The organism is Paraburkholderia sp. MM6662-R1 (assembly GCF_050436245.1).
In the GTDB taxonomy this organism is placed as follows: Bacteria; Pseudomonadota; Gammaproteobacteria; order Burkholderiales; family Burkholderiaceae; genus Paraburkholderia; species Paraburkholderia tuberum.
This window is the reverse complement of the sequence record NZ_JBNDLV010000003.1, coordinates 898,205-919,093: the sequence shown is the minus strand read 5'-3', so window position 1 is coordinate 919,093 and position 20,889 is coordinate 898,205. Positions and strand designations below refer to the sequence as shown.

Genomic DNA, 20,889 nt, shown 5'->3' with positions numbered 1-20,889 from the left:
TTCCGGATTCGGCAGACATCGGCCAGGAACGGCCGATCGAGATGCCGCGCGGGATGGCGGGAGTGCGGCGACGATCAGCCGTTCGCGTTCCAGTACTTACTGCGACCGCAGCGTCCCGCCTACGCGTATCACGAAGGGATTTTTCATGCCATGCTGCATTCGTGACCCATATTCCGGGACTGCTCGACGGGCTTGATTCGCATGATCGCCACATATGCCAGGCTGGTCGGTAGGCCGCGCCTGATCTTCCAGCTGAAGTCAGTCTCAACCGCCACTTCAATGTCGAACTCGTTGATTGCCGTCCAACTTCGCTCGCACCATTTTGCGCACTGTCGGCGATTCGACTCACGCAACCTCCATTCGGTTGACGTGCCACAGATCGATAACGGGTGCACGAGGCTATATGCGGCCCGTTGCCGCGAGGCCATCTCCGGTCTGAGGCTCCTCAATGTCAGTGGCGGGTCCAGTCCCACCAGTCGTGGTGGTCAAGGTTCCGGAGGAGCTGTCGCCGGCGCTGCTCGCGCCGATAGTGGCCGGCCACGAGCATTGATGCGATCACCAGCACAGACGAACCCATCACAATGCCTACCCATGAGTCGCTCATTTCGCTCTCCTCCGCGGTTGCCGTTACCGACCCAGGCGATCTACCGGAGCCCGTCCATCCAGGCCGCAGGCTTCCATCGCCATCCCTGTTGTGCGGTGAACCGGCTGCAGACCAGTTCACCTCCGTCGCCCGGCTGCAAGCCGGGTGGTTCACTGCAGGTGCTGGCCGCCATTGATCGCGATGTTGGCGCCGGTCACGAAAGCCGCCTCACGCGAGCACAGGTACAGAACCAGCGCAGCCACTTCATCCGGCTGCCCGAGGCGGCCGACCGGAATCTGCGGAATGATCCTGCTGTCCAGAATGTCCTGGGGCACTGCTGTGACCATTTTCGTGGCGATATAGCCGGGCGAGATCGTGTTGACCGTGACGCCTTTCTTCGCCACTTCGAGCGCCAGTGATTTCGTGAAGCCGTGCATGCCCGCTTTGGCGGCCGCATAGTTCGTCTGACCGAAACCGCCCTTGTTGCCAATGATCGACGACACGTTGATGATGCGGCCCCAGCCTCGTTCAACCATGCTGTCGCACCACGGCTTCGTCATGTTGAACACCGAGTCGAGATTGGTGCGGATCACCGCATCCCAATTGACTTTGTCGAGTTTCCTGAAGCCCGCATCCCGTGTGATGCCGGCGTTATTGATCAGGATGTCGACTGGGCCGACTTCTGCCTTGATCCGCTCGGCGCATCGTTGGCACGAGTCGTAGTCGGCGACATCGACGGCATACGCGCGGAACTGCCGCCCGTCGGCTTCCATGCGGGCCAGCCAGCTGTCCGCACCGGTATTCTGCGGCGAGCAGGTGACCACGACTGCATAGCCGGCATCGTGCAGTCTGATGCTGATCGCTTCACCGAGTCCGCCCATTCCGCCTGTGACCAGGGCAACCTGTTTCGTCATCTCACCTGTCTCCGGTAAAAGGAGGCGTTCTTCGCTCACGCGGAACGGCGATGCTCGCCTGATGGCCGTCCAGATGCGCCAACATCAACAGGATTCCTTTGTATGACGCAACTGATTGGACTGACTGACGCGGGCGCCGGGCCCGCTTCGGACACTATCGCCTGGTGCCCGCCGACGCTTGCTCGGCAGTGCGCCGGGCAGTCTTCGATGCAGCGGTCGCAACGGCGTCAAAGCTGCTTCCGGCGACCTGCACCGCCTGGTGACTGGTTTTCTGCAGGGATTCGACCAGCGCATGGGTGGCGCCAATCGCCGACTTCCATCCGGAGATGGCAGCTTCGGAACCGGCCGGTGCGCTTCTGGCAACATCCTCGACAAGCGTTTGCACCCGGCGGTGGTACGCCTCGTATTGCGTCTGCGCGACCTGCGCGAATTCGCCCTGGGTGGCTGACATGATCTCGAATAGCTGCCGGCTGTACGACTGCACTTTTTCCGTCGTCGGCGCAACGAGAGCGGCTTGCAGCGCGAGCCCCTCCTGCGGATCCTTGACGGAGAACACTTTCAGCGCGTTCTGCCGGGTTTCGGCCAGCGTCGACTGGATCGTTTTCAGATTCAGTTCGGCCAGCTTTTCAATCCCCTCGACTACCTTTGTGGCCAGCCCGTAAGCGGTATCAAGGTTGGCCTTCCGGGATGCTGCAATCTGCTCCGGGGTCGATAGGTTCATCGCGAAACTCCTGAGGCGACCTGGCACCTTTCCGATCAATCGGATAGCAATGAGGTGCGCGGCGGTCATGTGGACGGACTGGCGGAAAACACGAGCGCAATGCGGACTGCGCCTTGCACGCGCCAGGACAATTAATAGTAGTACTTATCGTACTATTGAGGACCCGCTTATTCCGATGATAAGGAACTGCATTGCTTGCCCCGTGGAGGTGGGCGCTGGATTTTATAGGGCGGACAATGATCCGCTAACGAAAGTCATTAGCCGAACCGCGTGACAGCTTTGAGTATGGAAACGCCGTCGCTGGTTATCTGGGGGCGTTGCTGGCCGGATGGAAGTGTTTCGAGTGCGACGAGTTGGTGTTCGAGCAAAATATCCAGCTCCGCACGATCCAGCCCGAGTTGATCGGGCGCGTCCTTGATCAGCATCAAGGTTGCGAACTCATGGGGGCTCAGCATCTTTGTCTCCTGTTGATAGGTGTCAATTTGCCGGAAAGCTCAACCGTTCTCGCGCGACGACCAGAATCGTGTCTCCCGAAATGCGACTTTCACGCATGATTCACGCTAACCGGATGCCGACTGCGCGCCCGGGAGATCATCTTAATGTGTCCCCATCGGCACGATCAATATGTGGGATTTAACATTTTTCTTACAATTGCATTCGAACGGTGGGCCGCCACCTGCACGCATGTGGGCGTGCGCCCCCGCCGGTAAAGGCGTTCGAAGATTTTCAGACGTATGGTTCGACGGCTTGTCGCACGATCGTTCAGGAGGGTAAACGACAGCTCAGTTTGTCTGATAATAGTAGGCACCCCAAATCTGAATTGCAACGTGTTTCCCGCATAACGTACGTCCGTGTCGAGGCGCTTCCGCATTTCGTGGGGCAAGTTGCTGTAGCGCCCAGGCGTCACCAGTCGCCCGTCTGGAGCATCGACACGAACGTTATGATTGCGACCAGAGGCATGCGCGGAGAGGCTCGATCGACAAACCCGGCGTCGACTACCGGCGTCTCATGTTGCGCCGAAAGCCGCCATCCATTAGCTCAAGCTGAATGGCCCTTGTGGGTCGTTCCCAGCCTTTGATTGCGCCAAGCTCATCGCGGCGTCGGTAGCCAAATGCGTTCACGACCCAGATTCCTCACTCGCGATCGAAGCTGAGGCGATGCGAAGAATTTACGGAAATGGCCGGCGGCTGGCATCGTCACTTGTGTTGCTATAAGGCACAAAGCCGCTGCTCAACGTTCTCAGGAGCGGCCCCCTCAAGCAGGCGGAGCACAGTCGCACAGCGACGAAGCGCCTGGTGATGAGTCGTGAAGCACTGAGACCCATCAGATTTGTCGGCAGCGCACCTGGCGGCCCGGCGCGCACAGGTCGTGCGCAGTGCCCTGATTGCCGAAGGCGGAATCGCCGCTTCGCGCATCTTCGTCGCCGAGCTGCCCGAGACCGACCTTCCGATCTTCACCGGGCGCCCGGTCGACAGCCAGAGCCACCGCAGCGTGCAGCTCGTGCTGCTGGCGCTGCCGCAGCGCGGCCACTGAGGGAATATGTGCGATAGCGCAACAGAGAGCACTGACGTTCCGAGGGAGCATCACCCGGCAACCTCTTGATCCAAATGGCAGAAGGCGCTGCACGTTCCGTTCAGATTTCTTTCAGTTTCTGCACTTCTTCATCTAACCTTGTGAAGGTCGTTAGGGGATCGAGCCATGTTAAACACCAGTCTCAGGTCACAGCTGCAGACGTATCTGCGAAACATCCGTAGACCTGTCGAATTGATCGTGTCGCAGGACGGTAGTCAAAAATCGCCCGAGATGCTGACGATGTTGAACGAAATCGCGTCGTTGACAGATCTGGTGACGGTAATCGAGGAGCAGCAAGGCGAGGAACGCAAGCCATCATTTTCAATCGGGCAGGCGGGAGCAAAACCCGGCATTCGGTTTGCCGCCACTCCAACAGGGCCTGAATTTTCGTCCCTTGTCCTTGCAATACTCCAGGTGGGAGGACATCCCGTAATAGCCGACCGTACGACCATTGAACGGATTCGAACGCTAGAACGTGACTACTATTTCGAGACCTTCATTTCACTATCTTGCGGAAGCTGTGTGGACGTTGTGCAAGCGCTGAACATGATGACGGTGATCAATTCACGGATTCACAACATTACGATCGACGGAGGGCTTTTTCAAAGTGAGGTGTCGGCGCGTGATGTTAGCGTTGTGCCGACGATCTACATGAACGGCGAGTTATTCGGCGAGGGGCGCAGCAGCTTTGATGAACTCGGCGCGAGACTTCACGACATAGAAATGAGCATGAGAGCGGCACTGCGCGCGGCGTGCTAGCCGTAGCACCGACCTGCAGGTTACATCTGTCGCGGGTATCCCCGCTAATTCGCCCCCCGGGGATGCCGTTATCTGTAACGCTGAAAGTCCGCAACGCGTGGGCCTCAGCCGACCGCATCGGGGTGTACTCGGCCACTTTCGGCCGTTCGACGAGGCCGTTCAGATCCGCGACAATCGCCTCCGATGCCGAGGTTCGGTTTTCCATCGCAACGGTTCGACTTTCCTATGCGGGTGGCATTTTGAATGACGAGAGCTACATCGGTTGGTTGAGACAGAAGGTCGGTAATGGTTTGATACTGAGCCCGTCGGTTGGGGCCGTGATTCACGATCACGAGGGCAGACTTCTCTTGCAAGAGAAATCTTCGGATGAGGCTTGCAGTTTGCCAGCTGGGGGAATTGAACTGGGTGAAAGCCCCCAAGAAGCAATTGCCCGGGACGTGATGGAAGAGACCGGATACGCCATCCGCATTCATGGCATTCTCGGCGTCTTCGGCGGCCGAGCATTCCGGCACACGTATCCCAATGGCGATCAGGTTGAATACGTTGCGACGTTGTTTCAGTGCAAGATCACTGGCGGTTCCGGAATTCGTACCGACACCGAAACCAAGGACACCCGGTATTTCAAAAGGCACGAAATGCCCGAACTGGCATTACCGTATTCGATCGACGATTTGTTCCTCAAGTTCTAAAAGCTGATGGCAAGCCAGCTACGCGTGATCGGCAGCGCCGGCCATCGACGGCCGGTCGACATACGCCTCGGAATTGCCGACAATCGCCATCCGGAGCAAGATCAAACGCTGCCTAAACTACGGTTCCATGATCATCGACTTTGTCTGGCGTATGGCACTTCGCATCGGATATCCGCTTGCTCGTGTCTGGTGGCACCTTCGACGACCCAGCCATCAGGGGGCGCTTGTCGCAATCTATGTCGGGCAGTCGCTGTTGCTCGTGAAAGCATCGTACCGGACCGCGTGGAATCTTCCGGGAGGAAGTGTCCATCCCGGAGAGACGCCCGAGGCAGCCGCGCAGCGCGAAATGGAAGAGGAAATTGGTCTGTCGTCGTACACATTGCTCCCGGTGGGCAGCGTCTGCGGCGCCTGGGACGGACGACGAGACCGGGTGCATTTTTTCGAACTACACCTCGATCGCCTACCCAAGCTGCGGATCGATAATCGCGAGATTGTCGCCGCGCATCTGGCAACGCCGGAGGAATTGCATGGCTTCGGACTGACAGCGCCAGTGGCTGCGTATCTGAGCGGAGATCTTTGCCGTTAGATGTCGACCGGGCGGTATCCCGGCTGCCCGGGGTCAAGCTCCGCCGACTGCGAAGGGAAGCGGTTTATCTCGCCCACAATCGTGGGCATCCTGCATTTGACGTTGGTCCCAACGCCAGTGGCATATCGCGAGCGGGGGATGCTGGCGATCGCAGCGAAGGTGTCGAACGGCGCCCAAGCTTCCATCGAGTTTACTGCATCAACCATTGCCCAACTTTTGCGACCGGGTCTCGCCGGGCATCATACCGGGCCAGTAATGGTGTCATCGAACGGCCATTATGAGAACCCGTGAAGGAGCTGGTCGTTGCTACGTCGTCGGTGCTATCTCCCGGCTGGTTCTTGTTTGGCGTCAGCGACGGCAAGGCGGATTAGGCCGCCGCAATGCATGGCAGTAGTCCAGCCGGATAGCGACAAGCATATCCGGTGCTAGACGCATTGGCTGACATCGACGTATGCCACCGCGACACTGACCAGTGTTTAAACGTCTTTGGTGTCGAATACGAGAAGCTCGACACCGGCCTGTGCGAAATTGGTTAGATCGCTCGCTGTCGCTCGCTCTTCGGGTGAATTGAGTGCCTGTTGCAGGGAATCCACCGAATCAAAGCTCAGGATCGCTGCCAGGTAATACGGAGACTCGCCTTGCGGGGTCGCTACCGGCCCGGCACTAACTTCATAGCGCTGAAGCCCGGATATCGTCTTGGCAAGAGGCACATGATTCGAAAAGTAGTGCGCGTCGAATGCGTCCGGGTTTGACGGCGTTTTGTATAGTGCGACGAGCTTTGCCATGGTCATGTCTCCTTGAGCACCCGGCGAGATCGGTGCACGACAGAATGAGCGTCTCGCGCTCCAATCTGCCGACGGCCGGGATCATGCCAGACTGGTACGGGTTCGGGTATATAACTGTCCTACCTTGTTGAGATTTCAGCTTGAATTCTACGCTGGCTGTGAATTCGCATCGAAACCCGTCACGAGTCTTCGCATATTTGCCAGACGGCCCAAGGTCCCTTGAGGCCAGGGCCTGCACACAAGCGAGGATGACAATCACGGGTCCGCCGAAGTCGGTCGCGATAGGCAGCCCTCGGCCAACTGCAGCCGTTCGCCCTCGTCCTTATACGCCCATTCGGAGGACCGTTCCGTCCAGATAACGGACCTTCGCGCTGGGACACGGTCGAGCGCTCAAGCGGCGTGCGCCGCTGACGGCGGGCGTCACGGTGTACCACGTGCGTGCCGGCGAGCGATGCTGGTTGCGCACTTCGCACCGCGCTTTGTTTTTGCGTTGATCTGCCCGGCGCTGATGCTTCACCTGCGGCCAGACGTGTCGGGCAACGGGTCGAGACGGTTCTGCCTATCGAGTCGCGCCTCGGTTACAGATCGACGACGATGTCGCGAACCGGCTGCGAGCAGCAGACGAGAAGGTTGCCTTCGGCGGGTTGGTCGAGCGGCTCCGGCCGGTAGGCCACCGCGCCCGACACCAGACCGCTTTCGCAGTTGTGGCAGACACCCGTGCGGCACGCCCAGCGGACAGGAACGTCGCAGGCTTCCGCCAGTTCAAGAATGCTCTGGTAGACAGACGGATTCCAGTGCGCGGCGATGCCGCTGCGCGCGAACGACACCAGCGGCCCCGTGTTCGCGTCGTCTTTCGGCAGATGCGGACTGCGCCTCGCCTCCCCGACGATGCCCGGGTTCAACGACTCTCCGCCGTTGAAGATTTCGGCGTGAATCCGTTCCGGCGCGACGCCCAGGCCGGCGAGCGCCGCTTTCATGTCGTCCATGAAGCGCATGGGTCCGCAGAGATAGATGTCCGCGTCGCGCGTCACACCGGCCTCGTTCAGAACCGCTTGCGACAGGTGGCCCGTCGCGTCGAAATCCACGCTCTTGCGGTCGCGCGTGTCCGGTGTGCTGTAACAGACGTAGCTGCGTCCGTGAGCGAGCGTGGGTATCAGACGGCGAGCTTCGGCGGCGAACGGATGATGCTGTCCGTCGTGCGCCGCGTGCAGCCACAAGACCTGCCGCGTCGAGTGCGCCGCCGACAGCGCGTGCAGCATCGAAAGAACCGGCGTCGCGCCGATGCCCGCGCTGAGCAGCACCACGGGCCCGTCGCCCGGCTTTAGAACGAAGCTGCCGCGAGGTGCGCTAGCGTCGATCGTGTCGCCCACCCGCACATGTTGCTTGAGGTAAATCCCGGCCGCGCCATTCGGCTCGATCTTCACGCTGATCCGGTAGCTTTCCGGCGAACGCCCGCCTGAAATCGAATAGCTGCGGAATAGCGGCTGTGCGCCCGCCGTTCGCTGCAGACGCAACACCACGTATTGGCCCGGCAGAGCGGGTTGCAGCGGCTGACCATCCGCGCTTTTGAAGCTGAGCGACAGCACGTCTGCGGATTCCGGCTCGATCGCCGTCACCGTGAGTGGCCGGAAACCCGGTGCAACGGGATTCGATGCCGCTGCGGGGGCGAGCCCGGCATTTCCTCGCTTCGCCCCGCTCTTCAATAGCGCCTCGAATGACCATCTCCAGCCCGGCGACAGTGCTTCGATCCGCAACGCTCGCTCCAGTTGATCGCGCGGATGGTGAGCCGAGTACAGCAGAGCATTGACCTGCGCGACGCTCATGTGCTCTTTGGCCTCGCCGACTTTCACTATCTCGTCGCCCGCTCCCACCTCGCCTTCCTGAAGGACGCGGAAGTAGAAGCCGGGTCGTCCGCTCGATGTCAGCAGGGCGGGCATCCGGGGTTCGTCCATGCGGATGCCGACGCGATAGCAGGTGACACGGGGCTGCGTCACCTCGAACAGCGCGTCGCCGATCCGATAGCGGTCGCCGATGCACACGTCAGAATCGGGCAGTCCTTCGATGGTGAAGTTTTCGCCGAACTGTCCGTAGGCAAGGTCGTTCCTCTTCAACTCCACCTGCCAGTAGCGCGACGATTCGATCTGGTAGACGAATACGGCCCGCTGCTCACCGCCGTGCCCCGCCAGATCGCCTTGACCGTCGCCGTCGAGGTTCAGCCGCCCGGCGCGGCATCGGCCCCGCACGGGGATTTTCCAGATCCCGGTATGTACCGTGCGGCCTTTCCACTCGATGTCGCGCGGCAGTCCGACATTCACCGATAGCAGTTGCGCCATGGCCGTCACCGCTTGTGCGACGGCGACACTTCGGCGATGGTCAGCTCGCGATCGACACCGTGCGCAATCACCGTCTGCCCGGGTTCGAGATGAAGCTGTTTGCCGTCGAGATGCACCGTAATCTTGTCCGGCTCGAACGACACGAAATCCGAGATGCGCACCACCTCGGCATACGCCTGCGGATACGACCATGCCGCCAGACGCGCGTCGCCGATGTCGTAGTGGCTGCAAACGCCCTTGTACGGGCAGAACGTCTGAATCTCGACAGGCGTGAGCGCGGACGCGTTGATGTCGTCGCGCGGCACGTACCAGCGCGGCGCGAAGCCCGATTCGAAGGGCACGAGCGGGCGCGTCGTATCAGCGACGACGCGCCCGCCACGCGTGACGACGGGCTTACGCGAAGTCTGGCGGATGTCGACGCGATGATCTGGATCGGCGGCATGGCCGATGATGCGCTCGTCTTCCTCGTAGAACGCATCCATCGCGCGCCAGGCGAAGGCGACGTGTCCTTGCAGTTCGCTCGCGTGGGCGGGGAGTCCGGTGTGCTGCCACGCGCCGCGCGGCGCGGTCTGATCGCCCGCGCGGACGGCGAACCACGATGTGATCCCGAGGTCGGCATGCTGGGTGGTATGGTCGATGCGTTCGAGCGCACCGGGAACGATGTCGCCCTCCGGAAAGTAGGCGACGGGATAACGGGCCGGCTCGAACAGGAGCACGACCTGCTCGCTATCGGCGATCCAGTTGCCGCCGAAGCGCACTCGCATTCGCCGGCGCAGCGGCTCGACGTACAACAGTCTCTTCGGCAGCGGCTCGGGTACGAGAAACCGGCCGATTGCGCCCGCTGACAGCTGACCTTGTTGCCACGACAGTCCCATCGCTGCTCTCCCACCGTCAAGGTCGACCAGCCGGAATCGCGAACATTAGATCAACGTGCTCTCCGGACCTGGGGCCGATCTTCCAAAGTGAATAGTGAAGCAGACAAAGCGCGCGCCGCATCCGTCAACGGACGCGCGGCGCATAGTCCGCCTAGTTTAAGCGGCCTCGCGGGAGAGCGCCGCGGCATCATTGATCGGATAAACGATGCCTTCCCGCTAGCCGCCAGCGCATCGGGATTGCGTCAGTGTTGACGTGATGATCGTGGTGAGCACACGGGACAGACGAACATCAGCGAGAGGAACGCGCGCCGCCCGATCGCGTCGACCGTACAGAAGATCGACAACTTCGGGCTCCACGACACGGCATCCGCAATGCCTTCGGCCTTGGCGAACGGCCACCGTGCAGGTCCGCACCCAACTCGAAATGACCCACCAGCCAATCGTCGTGATGATCGACAGCGCGAGCAGGTTCAGCGTGCGGCGCGGCGCCTCGCGTTCCGCGAACAACTGCGCTGCCCATCACGAGGCCCTCATACACCTTCGGCGAGGGCGTCTGCTGCGGCGTCAGCGCCGAATGCAGCATCAGCGCGAGCACGACGACGAGCGCCAGCGCCTCATGGTCCGGGAGGAGCCGGATCTGAAGGACGTAGTGCCGACAAACCGTAACCTCTTTGGGGCGTTGACTCAAGCATTCGAAAGTGTTGCCGAAGCTTTGGGTCCCCCCGAGCCGGATGGGCGGAACAGACGACGGCATGAGTGTCCGCTGCACCGCTGAAAACGGCCTCCGTCCGACCGCAACCTCGTATGGCAGGTGTGGGTCGCGTGCTGCCGCTCGTGGCACGCACGGGTCGATCGCACGACAATCGGCCAGGTACGGCAATCTCCAGCCGTTCGCCTGGTACCGTGCGCTTTCCTCGGAAACCCACGAGGAATCAGTTGCGCACACGGAATCGCGTTGTTCATCCTGTTCGGCACGCAACCGATCACGACCGATGACACCGGAAGTCCGACGTAGTCGTGCGGGAAATGCCCCGAGATATACTTCCCGCATGGAACTCGACCCCCGCGACCTCGATAAAATCAGTGCCGTCACGTTGCAGCACTACGACGCGCACGCGGAAGATTTCCGCAACGGTACGTACGACCACGACGTCACGCAGAACATCGCGGCGCTGCTGCACCATATCGAAGTCGAGCCCCCTCTTACGATCCTGGATTTCGGCTGCGGGCCGGGGCGAGATCTCAAGGCCTTCACTACACTCGGCCATTGCGCAGTCGGCCTCGATGGCGCCGAGCGCTTCGTTGCAATGGCGCGTGACGCGACTGGCTGCGACGTCTGGCAGCAGGATTTCCTGCATCTCGATTTGCCGGCCGCGCACTTTGACGGCATTTTCGCCAACGCCGCGCTGTTCCATGTCCCGAGTCAGGCGTTGCCGCGCGTGTTGCGGCAATTGCACGCGACGCTGAAGCCCGGCGGCGTACTGTTCAGCTCCAACCCGCGCGGCACGAACCAGGAAGGCTGGAGCCACGGCCGCTACGGCGTCTTCCATGATCTCGAAGCATGGCGCCGATATATGGCGGACGCAGGCTTCGTCGAAATTGAGCACTATTACCGGCCCGCCGGCTTGCCGCGTGAGCGGCAGCCGTGGCTAGCCAGCGTGTGGCGCAAGCCGGTTGCCTGAAACGCCCGGGAGCTGTTCCACGGTATGCCCGCGTTGGGCTTGGCAGATGCTTGCGTTCAAGCCGCTTTGATGCAGCGCAAAGCAGCCGATTTGCAACAGTGTCCATCGCGCAGAGAAATGGCCAGTCGTGGATCTCAGACAATCGGCAGAAGCGGGGACGCCTGTCGTCGGCCGCGACGGGCAGAGGGCGGCCAGAAGGAGACGACTGAGCTCGCACCCTGGCGCGGCCATTCAAGCTTGCGACAGAACGATGCTAAGTTTATCCGTGCGCGTGTGACCCGTCGACGGTCAGGATCGACGCCAGAACGTCGTGATCGATACTGCCCCCTGAAAGCACTGCGACTACTCGTTTGCCGGTGAAAAATGGATGATGGGCGGCCGCGAGCGCCGCGGCACCAGCACCTTCAACCACCAGGTGATTGTATTTGGCCAATTGGCGAACCGCGTCAGCCGTTGCTTCGAGCGACGACACGACAACACCGTCCACCATCGCGTTGAGGAATGGCCAGTTTGATTGCAATACAGTCGAGACCCCAATGCTCGTGACGAAGGAATCCTTGTCGACCGGCACCTCGACCGGGCCACCTGCCGCCAAGGCAGAACGCAGCGGTGCCGCAGCTTCCGTCTCGCAGGCATACACCAGTGCGTGGGAACCCCAAAGGCTGCACGCCAGTGCGACGCCTGTCACCAGGCCGCCACCGCCGAATGGCACCAGGATGACGTCCACATCCGGCAAGTCTTCGACAATTTCCTTCCCTATAGTCGCGTTACCGACAATTACGGCACGACCCGAGCACGGATGAACGAACGTGCCATCTTCGCCGGCTGGCGATTCACCGCACAGGATCGACCACCAGTCGTCGAAACTGATCGCGACGACTTGCGCGCCCAACTCGCGGAGGGCGGTGATCTTGCTTTTCGCGGCCGTTTCTGTGACATACACGCGCACGTCGGCATGGCGCGCACGAGCGGCCTGTGTCAGTCCCAACGCAAAATTTCCGGTGCTCGCTGTGTAAACCCCCTTCGATAGCTGGGCTGGTGCAAGGTCCAGAATGGCATTGAGTGAGCAACGTATCTTGAACGATCCACGCGGTTGCAGATTCTCTCGCTTGAGAAATTTTGAGCGGCCGTAGGTTGGCGCCATGCAAGGGAGGAGAGGTGTTCGGATGATTTCCTTGGCAAGGGCGCGCGATGTTTGCTCAATATCTTTGCGGGCAACATCGGCCAGAAAATTCGGTTCGGCGAGAGGCTTACGACGATTGTGAAAAATGTCTGGAAGTGCCATTTTGTCCTCCGGCGTACACAGCCGCGACGGAAAGCTGCCTGAGCTTCGGAACACTTCAGCGTGGACTGAGTTGCGAGCGAAGAAAGGGAACGACCGTGTCGGCAACGGCGTCAGGATTATCAACGAAAGGCCAGTGACCGCTGTCCGGCAGGATCAACACTTCGGCGCGGGGAAAGACCTCGCGCTGTCGCTCGGCGAAGTCCACGGAAATATAGGGATCGTGGGCGCCCCACACCACTTGTGCTGGCAGATCCAGCGGGCGCAGTGCGCTTGCGAGGTCCTGCATGGCACTTTTCGTTTCGCGGGTGTTGCGGTAGAGCCGCAGCACGGCGCGTCGAGTGCCAGCATCGAAGCTTTTAAACGCCTGATCGACATATTCCACGGGCAAGCCACGCGGGTTGCCGTGCCGAAGCAGGAGCCGCATTCCGGCACGCGTTGTCGTGGCCATGAACAGTTCGCCCAGCCAGCGCGTCTGCCAGATGCGCGCCAGATAGTGCCATCGGTAATCAAGCAGGACGCCCGTGTCGATCAATGTCACGCTTGCAACGGCGTGAGGATTTGTAGCGGCCCACGCGAGGCCCCACGGGCCGCCAAAGTCGTGCATGACGAGGTGAGCATGTCGGACATCGCACTCGGCCAGCAGCCGGCCGAGGTGGCGCGAGTAGCCAGGCACGCTGTAGTCGAAATGTTCAGGTTTGTCCGCAGCGCCGAAACCCGGCATGTCCATGGCGACGGCGCGGCCGAACTCACCCACGCTGGCCACGAGCCGGGGCCAGTCAGCAGTCGATCCCGGATTGCCGTGCACGAAAACGACAGCCTCGTCGGCTCCGCGCGGGCCAGCCTCCAACAAGGGAGAGCGGATTCCGTCGACGCGGACTGATGTCTCTTTCATGCGTCTCTAGGGTGGCAAATGTAAACCGACGCGAACCTGCCGGTCAGACCGGCGCGTCGGGTTGCGCAGAGCGCGCGGCGGGCTGTCGCAGATCGACCCACGCCGCCCTTACCAGAGCGCCGGGGGAAAGGAATTTGGCCGGACCGATAATGCGTGCGCCAAAGGCATGCAGATGTCTTGACGCTGCAGTGTCCTTCGCGGCAGCCGAGAAAGTGAGCCGTTCGATGGCGTTGAATCCATGCCGGCGCGCATAGTCGAGAATCAAGAAGCGATGGCCGCGGAGTTGGCGTGAAACACGTTTTGCATAACGCTGCAGCGCGGGCGAAATCGGGCGCCTCTGCCGTAGCGCCGGGGTAACCGTGTCAACCAGCCATTCCGCCGTCTGGAATGCGAAGCCGCAACCGACGCCCCACAGGGGATCGATACTCATCAGCGCATCGCCGACGAACGCGACGTTACCGACCGCAGCTGGCCGCCACAGATTCGGATAGTCCTTGACAAGCAAGGTGTTACCGACCGGCTCGGCGGCGGACAGATCGGGGGCATCGGGAAATCCGGCCATGCTGCGCTCCAGTGCCTCGCCCGGCTCGGTGCGAAAGCCGTCAAGTTTGTCCTTGGTCGCCATGTAGGCAATCACTGTGACGCCGCCATCGTTGGGAAACACGTAGCCGGTCTCCGGACCGCGCAACCACATTTGCGAGCAGGTTCCGCGCCGCAGTGTGACGCCGCGGTAAGCGCGAATTGCGGCGAAGCGGCTGTTCTCCGAGGATGCCGGCTTGATGCCGGTGAGCGCCGCCAGCGGCGAGTTTCGCCCGTCCGCGCCAACGATCAGCGGGGCCGAGACCACGCCCGCGCGGCTCCCACCGAGCTCGATACCACTGACGACGCCGTCCTGCTTCACCAGCGCGCGCACACCGCAGCCGAACATGGTTGTGACACCTGGGGTATGCGACGTCAGTTGCCGGAGGATCGGATCAAGGGTCCGGCGCTGAATGTTGTATCCGAAGACAGGTTCACCATTCTGGTCGAGCGGCGCGACGTCACCAGTCCAGCCATAGCGGGTCCAGATATCAACGCCATTTCGCAACCCACCGGCGTCCTCAATCAACTGGTCAAGACCCAGACGCCGCAGGGTGGGCGTGGCCGACGCCTGGATGAAATGCGTGCATAACTGCTTGAAAGCCGCGATGTCGACGTGGTGTTCCACAAGCGCGACATGCAACCCGTCCAACGCGAACAGTCGTGCGGCGGTACAGCCAGCGAGCCCTGCACCGATGATGACGACATCAAACGCTTCCTGTTGCGTCGGTGGGGCCAGTAGTGGCGCCTCATCGCCGTCGACCGTGTTGTTGTTCACCTGTCTTCCCGCCCGAACTCATGCCCGCACAAGGGGCACTTCGATCAGTATAGGCGGCGCTTGTGGGATGGAACTATCGACATCCAAGAAATCTGCATCGCTTGGCGAATAAAAAATTGGTCGAACTCGGCCGCTCGCGATCGTCGCAAAGCGGCCAAAGGACGAAACCGCTCGCGCGGTAATGGGGCTCCGATTGAGCTCGGGTGGCAGGTGAGAGGAAACCGGCTCTGTTTCCATGTTGGGTACGAGGCAATCCGCCTCGTTCCTCAACAGGAGCAGAGCCATGACTCACACCAGCCAGGATATCAGTCCGCTGCGCCAGCGCCTGATCGACGACATGCGCATGCGCAAGCTCGCACCGAAGACGCAAGCCGGTTATGTCCGCGTGGTCCGTCAGTTCGCCGCTTTTCTCGGGCGCCGGCCCGACACCGCCACGGTCGAGGACCTGCGGCGCTACCAGCTGCATCTGATCGACCACGGCATCTCGCCCGTGTCGCTGAATGCCGCCATCACCGGACTGAAGTTCTTCTTCGACATCACGCTCAACCAGCCCCAACTGATGGCGAGGATGCAGCCGGTGCGCGTGCCCCGCACGCTACCGGTCGTGCTCAGCCCTGACGAAGTGGCCCGGCTGATCGCCGCCGCCGGCAACCTGAAGCATCAGACGGCGCTGTCAGTCGCCTACGGTGCCGGGCTGCGTGCCAGCGAAGTGGTGGCACTGAAGGTCGGAGACGTCGACAGCCACCGCATGACGCTGCGCATCGAGCAGGGCAAGGGCCGCCGCGACCGCTACGCCATGCTCTCGCCGGTCCTGCTCGAGCGCCTGCGTGTCTGGTGGCGGGTGGCTCACGCGCAGGGCCGCATGCTCGAGGGCGGATGGCTGTTTCCCGGCCTCAATCCGGTGGACCCACTCAGCACGCGGCAACTGAACCGCGCCATCCATGCCGCCGCAGAAGAGGCACACCTCGGCAAGCGCGTATCCATGCATACGCTGCGCCATAGTTTCGCGACTCACCTGCTGGAACAGAAGGAGGATATCCGCGTGATCCAGGTCCTGCTCGGGCACAGGCAGCTCGAGACCACCTCACTCTATACCCAGGTGGCCACCGACCTGCTGCGCAAGGTGATCAGCCCGCTGGACCGCCTGCCTTCCGAGTAGGCCAGCACCGCGCGGAGCGTCCCGTGCTCGAGGTCGCGGACATCTTCCGCGTCCACGGGCCAGCGTGGCGACAGACTGTACGGCTGAGCCTGGGACAGCTGAAGGTCATGTCGGCCATCGAACAGTGCCGCACCGCGGCGCTGGGTGGACATGTGTTGCGCTGTTCCGGCTGCGCAAAGCTGGAGATCTCCTATGACTCGTGTCGCAACCGGCATTGCCCAAAGTGCCAGGCAAGCGCCGCACACCGGTGGCTCGAGGCACGTCAGGCCGACCTGCTGCCCGTCGAGTATTACCACGTGGTCTTCACGCTGCCCGCCACGATCAGCGCGATCGCCTGGTACAACAAGGCGGTACTCTACGGCCTGCTGTTCGATGTTGCCGCCGAGACCCTGCGTACCATCGCCGCCGATCCGAAGCATCTGGGCGCGCAGATTGGCGCGACGCTGGTGCTCCATACGTGGGGCTCGTCACTCACACACCATCCCCACGTCCACGGCATCGTTCCCGGTGGAGGCCTGTCACCCGACGGTGAGCGATGGGTCGCCTGCCGGCCCGGTTTCTTCCTGCCGGTGCGTGTGCTCTCGCGGCTGTTCCGACGCCGTTTCCTGGAAGAACTCGCAGCAGTGCATCGTCGTGGCCAGTTGCGCTTCTTCGGCGAGTACGCCGCGCTCGCCGATCCTGCGGTCTTCGCCCAGTGGCTCGCGCCGCTACGCGCCTGTGAATGGGTCGTGTATGCGAAGCGCCCGTTCGCGGGACCCGAGGTGGTGCTCGCCTACCTGTCACGCTACACGCATCGCGTGGCCATCTCCAACCAGCGGCTCGTCGCGCTCGATGAGCGCGGCGTCACCTTCCGCTGGAAGGACTATCGCGCGAAGGGGCGCACCCGCCACAAGACCATGACCCTGGGCCCTCACGAGTTCATGCGCCGCTTTCTGCTGCATGTGCTGCCCGGCGGCTTCCACCGCATCCGCCACTATGGCCTGCTGGCCAATCCCGTGCGCCGGGAGAATCTCGCGAAGGTGCGTGGGCTGTTGCACGTCGTGCCCGCAGCCAGCACGCAACCCGACGACACCGGTCCCGCTCTGCGTCCTGCCTTCATCTGCCGGCACTGCGGCGCGCCGATGATCGTCATCGAGGTCCTCCAGCGCAGCGCACCGATCCGCGCACCACCCGTACAGCGAGCCGCAGCATGAGCACAGGTGTTTCGAGACGTTCAAGGCGATCGTCGGCTCTCCGGCAACGGGACCCGATAGCGGACGCTTGCGTCTCTTACACGGACCACGCGGCTGTGCGCCCGGCCTCCCGTCACCAACGCGCGCCGGACAGCCTCCCCAACGCGCATCCCGTCGACATCAACCCGCTTTGCCCCAGCGCCGCGTCAGTCCAACACCGCACGCGACCTCTTCAATCCCCATAGCGCTAAAGGTTCCGGCCGCGCCGGAACACTCCGCGGTTTCCTCCCTCGGGGTTTGTACGACGCCTGCCCGCATGCGCCTGCGGCGTGCGCTCATATCCGTGGTCGAGGGCAGGCATCCTACAAACCTAAACAAAAGCAGCCGCCGGAACCCAACCTGCGACCGTCCGTTCCCCATTCAACATACGACAGCCACTAGGGTTGACCTGTCTTGCGTAGCAATCGGAAAGGAGGATTGCAGGGCTCCGCGTCGCCGGAATCGTCGCTATTTCCATACGCAGAGAACCGACGGCTGCCATTGCTTCGATCTGGAGGCCCGCGTTACGCGACGCCGTACAATGAGGCGTTTCCCCACCCGTCGACAGATCGCATTCTGCGCCGCCCTACATCGCCATGAATCACGACACTGAACACGCTCTCGCTGCCGCGCAAAAGAACCTCATGGCCGGTCAATTCGACGATGCAACGCGTCTGCTGAGCGGTATTCTGGCAAGCGTCCCCGACCACGGTGAAGCTCTTGCGGGCCTCGGTTACATCGCGGCCAAACAGGGCGATCATGCACGTGCAGCGGCGTATCTGATACAGGCATCGGCGCACATGTCCATGTCGGCGGAACACCTGAATTTCGCCGCGCAGGTGTGTCAGTTGGCGCAACGTCACGATGATGCGATAGCGCTGTTCGAGCGCTGCCTGGCCCAGTTTCCAAACCATGCCGCTTCATTGCATGGCGTCGCAATGTCGCTGATACAGCTTGGCGAACCGCAGCGTGCACTCGAAATCCTGGTGCATCTGTGCAAAATCCAGGCACATTCAGCCGAAGCGCATTACAACCGGGGCGCGCTGCTCGGCAAGTTGGAGCGCTATGAGGACGAACTGGATGCCTACCGGCAGGCGATCGCGCTCAAGCCGCGTTTCGTGCGCGCATACGTCAATCTCGGTGTCGCGTTGCGAGATCTGCGACGCTTTGATGAGGCGTTGCTTCAATTCAAGAAGGCGCTTTCGCTCGATCCGAACGACGTCGGCGCCCGCACCAATCGGGCTCAGACGAATTTGCTGCTCGGCGAATTCGAACACGGCTGGCGCGAATATGAATGGCGTTGGCGCGATGGCACCGATAGCCACGGATTTCCGCAGAACACCCTATGGACCGGCACCCAACCGATACGTGACAAGACAATACTCGTTCATCACGAGCAGGGGTTCGGCGACACGCTGCAATTCGTGCGTTTCGTGGATCGACTCAGTGCAGTTGGAGCTCGGGTCGTGTTGCGTGTTCAGGATGCACTGCTGCCGCTTCTCAAGAATTATCAGGGTGCGGCCGAAGTCATCGGCGAGACAGGACAGGTGCCGCATTTCGATTATCACGTTCCGACCCTGAGTCTACCGTTTGCGCTCAAGGTTCGTGCACCCGATCTCGCGGTGACCGGTCCATATATTCACGCAGACGACGCGCTTGTACGTCAATGGGACGATCTGTTTGCAGGCTCTGCTCGACGGCCGAGAGTTGGGATCGTATGGTCGGGAAGCCTGACGCATGTAAATGACTGCAACCGGTCTATGTCACTCAAGCAACTGAAGCCGTTGTTAGATGCCGACGCGGACTTCTTCGCGCTGCAACAGGATGTACGCGACAGTGATCGTACGTGCCTCGCGCAGCTTGAGCAGCGCGCGGTGCTGCGCGATGTTTCCGCGCGGCTCACTACGTTCGCTGAGACGGCTGCGCTGATCGCTCGCCTCGACCTCGTCATCAGCGTCGACACGGCTGTAGCGCATCTGTCGGGGGCGCTCGGCAAGCCCGTATGGATTGCTTTGCCGTTCATGCCGGACTGGAGATGGCAACTCGACAGAAGCGATAGTCCATGGTACGCACAGGCGCACTTGTTTCGACAAACGACGCGAGGTGATTGGACTGGCGTAGTGGCTGCGCTTCGCGCAGAGCTGGACGCATTGCGGGGTGCCTGAGCGACGCCCTACGTACAGCGAGTGCCCGCTCATGTGCTCGCGGGGGTTTGAGCCGCAAATGTGATCGTGTCATCTCCGTCGGGTCGATTACCCGCTTTGAGCGAGCAAAGCGCGTCGAATGGCCGGGTGAAGACACCGGGAAAGATTGTCCGTCGTGTCGAGTGTCCGATCGCAGCTCTCTTACGGACATTCGCTATGGTGACTCGACAGGCGGCTCAGGGTCGTGAGTACGCGTTCGTTGACGTTGACACCTGACATTCGCGCCCACCGATGCGCGAGCGGCAGGAAAGCGACCTACAGCCGCCTCACCGACGTCGCCCACTGGACGTCCGCATTGGCCGAAATGCCGCACTCGGGAAGCTGGCGCCACGGACCGGACTGCTCCGTCACCCGCCCTCCGAATCGCGAGAACGCGATCGTCGGCAGAGAGTGGGATTGGCATGGAGCTATCGTTCAGGGAGGAATAGGTGGTTCGTCTGCGCGTCGGTGTCACGCGCAAAACCGTCACGGCCTCGATGACCGTCCTTCAGAAAAACCGGAGTGTGCTCCGCCTCAGACTGCTGACGGGCAGACGCAGATCTCCAGTCGACGCCATGCGAACGCGACGCATCGCCGCGCGTCGCTCATAGGCTCATAGGCCCCGCAAGGGACCTTTTTCCCGGCAGTCTATCGTCGCAGGCGAATGGCTCAGTACAAGGCCCAGTCGCAACGTCCGTCGGCTTTTCCGTCCAGAGACAGCGCAGCAGCCCGTGCGTACTCACGTCCGATGCTCGTGACGCAACTAACTGTCAAGCGCTGGCGCCCTCCGGCCTGGCTTCGCCGCCACCCCGTCTGGCAGCAGGATGGGATAGCGGGCCACGACCCTGGTCCGTCCGAAAAGGGCATGCGGGTTGAGCAACCCGTGATTTCATTGCGGACAACTATGTGGCGTCACCTGCCGTGCTCGCTTTGATCAGTGGCGCCCGAAATCGTCAGGTGTCAGTTCGACGCGTGCGCCCGGGTGCGCGAGCAGCTTGCGTTCAGCGATCGCGCGGATGCGGCTATATCCGTCGCGGAAGGTCCTGAGGATCCGCAGGTCGTCGGCCTTGTCTTCGAGCCAGAAGTGGGCCTCGAGTGCTGTCGTCGTGATGACGCATTCGACGAGGGTTTGCCCTCTGACGAGGCGGAACGACACGCCTTGGCGGCTTGCCAGAATCTGCGGCTCGAATTCAGGTTTTTCCATGACGGGTTTCAGGGCGTTGTCGTTTATGCGGGTAAAGCGGTATGCGTATCGGTCTGATGAGGTTGGCGATTGCCGCCGGCATCAGGGTACAGGCTGCGG

At 61.6% G+C, this 20,889-nt stretch carries 19 protein-coding genes; 8 read left to right on the top strand and 11 right to left on the bottom strand.

Features of this window, described 5'->3' with window-relative positions; all coding sequences use genetic code 11:
• Window positions 1–451: 451 nt before the first annotated feature.
• The 4 genes from OKW39_RS27030 to OKW39_RS27015 form a co-directional block, all read right to left on the bottom strand.
• A complete protein-coding gene (locus OKW39_RS27030; RefSeq protein ID WP_167368824.1) occupies window positions 452–604 on the bottom strand; it encodes a hypothetical protein in 153 nt (50 codons plus the stop codon).
• Window positions 605–753: 149 nt separating this feature from the next.
• Complete coding sequence (phbB, locus tag OKW39_RS27025) at window positions 754–1,497, bottom strand: acetoacetyl-CoA reductase (protein ID WP_429564062.1); 744 nt, start codon at window positions 1,495–1,497, stop codon at window positions 754–756.
• Between the two features lie 154 nt (window positions 1,498–1,651).
• Window positions 1,652–2,218 (bottom strand): TIGR01841 family phasin, encoded by a 567-nt coding sequence (gene phaP / locus OKW39_RS27020; protein WP_429564061.1) that lies wholly within the window; start codon window positions 2,216–2,218, stop codon window positions 1,652–1,654.
• A gap of 257 nt (window positions 2,219–2,475) precedes the next feature.
• The gene (locus OKW39_RS27015; protein WP_090812124.1) at window positions 2,476–2,673 is read right to left on the bottom strand and encodes a hypothetical protein; all 198 of its coding nucleotides are present in this window, start codon (window positions 2,671–2,673) and stop codon (window positions 2,476–2,478) included.
• An 874-nt stretch (window positions 2,674–3,547) separates the two neighbouring features.
• Here OKW39_RS27015 and OKW39_RS27010 point away from each other — a divergent pair.
• The 4 genes from OKW39_RS27010 to OKW39_RS26995 all read left to right on the top strand — a co-directional run bounded on the left by OKW39_RS27010 (window position 3,548) and on the right by OKW39_RS26995 (window position 5,824).
• Entirely contained in the window at window positions 3,548–3,751 is a 204-nt protein-coding gene (locus OKW39_RS27010; protein WP_429564060.1) for a hypothetical protein, read from the top strand.
• Between the two features lie 165 nt (window positions 3,752–3,916).
• A complete protein-coding gene (locus OKW39_RS27005; RefSeq protein ID WP_184056562.1) occupies window positions 3,917–4,549 on the top strand; it encodes an alkyl hydroperoxide reductase in 633 nt (210 codons plus the stop codon).
• Between the two features lie 62 nt (window positions 4,550–4,611).
• Window positions 4,612–5,238, top strand: coding sequence for an NUDIX domain-containing protein (locus OKW39_RS27000; RefSeq protein ID WP_429401056.1), 627 nt, complete (start codon window positions 4,612–4,614; stop codon window positions 5,236–5,238).
• 127 nt (window positions 5,239–5,365) lie between these two features.
• Window positions 5,366–5,824, top strand: a complete 459-nt coding sequence (locus OKW39_RS26995) for an NUDIX domain-containing protein (RefSeq protein ID WP_121323336.1) — start codon at window positions 5,366–5,368, stop codon at window positions 5,822–5,824.
• A 476-nt stretch (window positions 5,825–6,300) separates the two neighbouring features.
• Here the strand turns inward: OKW39_RS26995 and OKW39_RS26990 are convergent, their stop codons facing one another.
• The 3 genes from OKW39_RS26990 to OKW39_RS26980 form a co-directional block, all read right to left on the bottom strand.
• Complete coding sequence (locus OKW39_RS26990; protein ID WP_429564059.1) at window positions 6,301–6,609, bottom strand: EthD family reductase; 309 nt, start codon at window positions 6,607–6,609, stop codon at window positions 6,301–6,303.
• Between the two features lie 578 nt (window positions 6,610–7,187).
• Complete coding sequence (locus OKW39_RS26985) at window positions 7,188–8,942, bottom strand: MOSC domain-containing protein (RefSeq protein ID WP_429564058.1); 1,755 nt, start codon at window positions 8,940–8,942, stop codon at window positions 7,188–7,190.
• A gap of 5 nt (window positions 8,943–8,947) precedes the next feature.
• Window positions 8,948–9,817 carry a DUF427 domain-containing protein gene (locus OKW39_RS26980; protein WP_429564057.1) on the bottom strand — a complete coding sequence of 290 codons (870 nt, stop codon included), beginning with the start codon at window positions 9,815–9,817 and terminating at the stop codon, window positions 8,948–8,950.
• 1,049 nt (window positions 9,818–10,866) lie between these two features.
• Between OKW39_RS26980 and OKW39_RS26975 the strand changes: the two genes are divergently transcribed.
• Window positions 10,867–11,499 (top strand): class I SAM-dependent methyltransferase, encoded by a 633-nt coding sequence (locus OKW39_RS26975; protein ID WP_429401084.1) that lies wholly within the window; start codon window positions 10,867–10,869, stop codon window positions 11,497–11,499.
• A gap of 259 nt (window positions 11,500–11,758) precedes the next feature.
• On the opposite strand, the gene OKW39_RS26970 is transcribed toward OKW39_RS26975, so the two are convergent.
• The 3 genes from OKW39_RS26970 to OKW39_RS26960 are packed head-to-tail and all read right to left on the bottom strand — an operon-like array spanning window position 11,759 to window position 15,033.
• Window positions 11,759–12,784, bottom strand: a complete 1,026-nt coding sequence (locus tag OKW39_RS26970; RefSeq protein WP_429564056.1) for a pyridoxal-phosphate dependent enzyme — start codon at window positions 12,782–12,784, stop codon at window positions 11,759–11,761.
• A 55-nt stretch (window positions 12,785–12,839) separates the two neighbouring features.
• Window positions 12,840–13,676: an alpha/beta fold hydrolase gene (locus OKW39_RS26965; protein ID WP_429564055.1), complete on the bottom strand. Its 837-nt coding sequence runs from the start codon at window positions 13,674–13,676 to the stop codon at window positions 12,840–12,842.
• A gap of 43 nt (window positions 13,677–13,719) precedes the next feature.
• Entirely contained in the window at window positions 13,720–15,033 is a 1,314-nt protein-coding gene (locus OKW39_RS26960; protein ID WP_429564054.1) for an NAD(P)/FAD-dependent oxidoreductase, read from the bottom strand.
• A 283-nt stretch (window positions 15,034–15,316) separates the two neighbouring features.
• Between OKW39_RS26960 and OKW39_RS26955 the strand changes: the two genes are divergently transcribed.
• The 3 genes from OKW39_RS26955 to OKW39_RS26945 all read left to right on the top strand — a co-directional run bounded on the left by OKW39_RS26955 (window position 15,317) and on the right by OKW39_RS26945 (window position 19,568).
• Window positions 15,317–16,192: a tyrosine-type recombinase/integrase gene (locus OKW39_RS26955; protein WP_429564053.1), complete on the top strand. Its 876-nt coding sequence runs from the start codon at window positions 15,317–15,319 to the stop codon at window positions 16,190–16,192.
• Between the two features lie 23 nt (window positions 16,193–16,215).
• Window positions 16,216–17,385, top strand: a complete 1,170-nt coding sequence (locus tag OKW39_RS26950; RefSeq protein WP_429564052.1) for an IS91 family transposase — start codon at window positions 16,216–16,218, stop codon at window positions 17,383–17,385.
• A 614-nt stretch (window positions 17,386–17,999) separates the two neighbouring features.
• Window positions 18,000–19,568, top strand: a complete 1,569-nt coding sequence (locus OKW39_RS26945) for a tetratricopeptide repeat protein (protein ID WP_429488390.1) — start codon at window positions 18,000–18,002, stop codon at window positions 19,566–19,568.
• Window positions 19,569–20,520: 952 nt separating this feature from the next.
• On the opposite strand, the gene OKW39_RS26940 is transcribed toward OKW39_RS26945, so the two are convergent.
• Window positions 20,521–20,790, bottom strand: coding sequence for a DUF1488 family protein (locus OKW39_RS26940; RefSeq protein ID WP_429564051.1), 270 nt, complete (start codon window positions 20,788–20,790; stop codon window positions 20,521–20,523).
• Window positions 20,791–20,889: the final 99 nt, after the last annotated feature.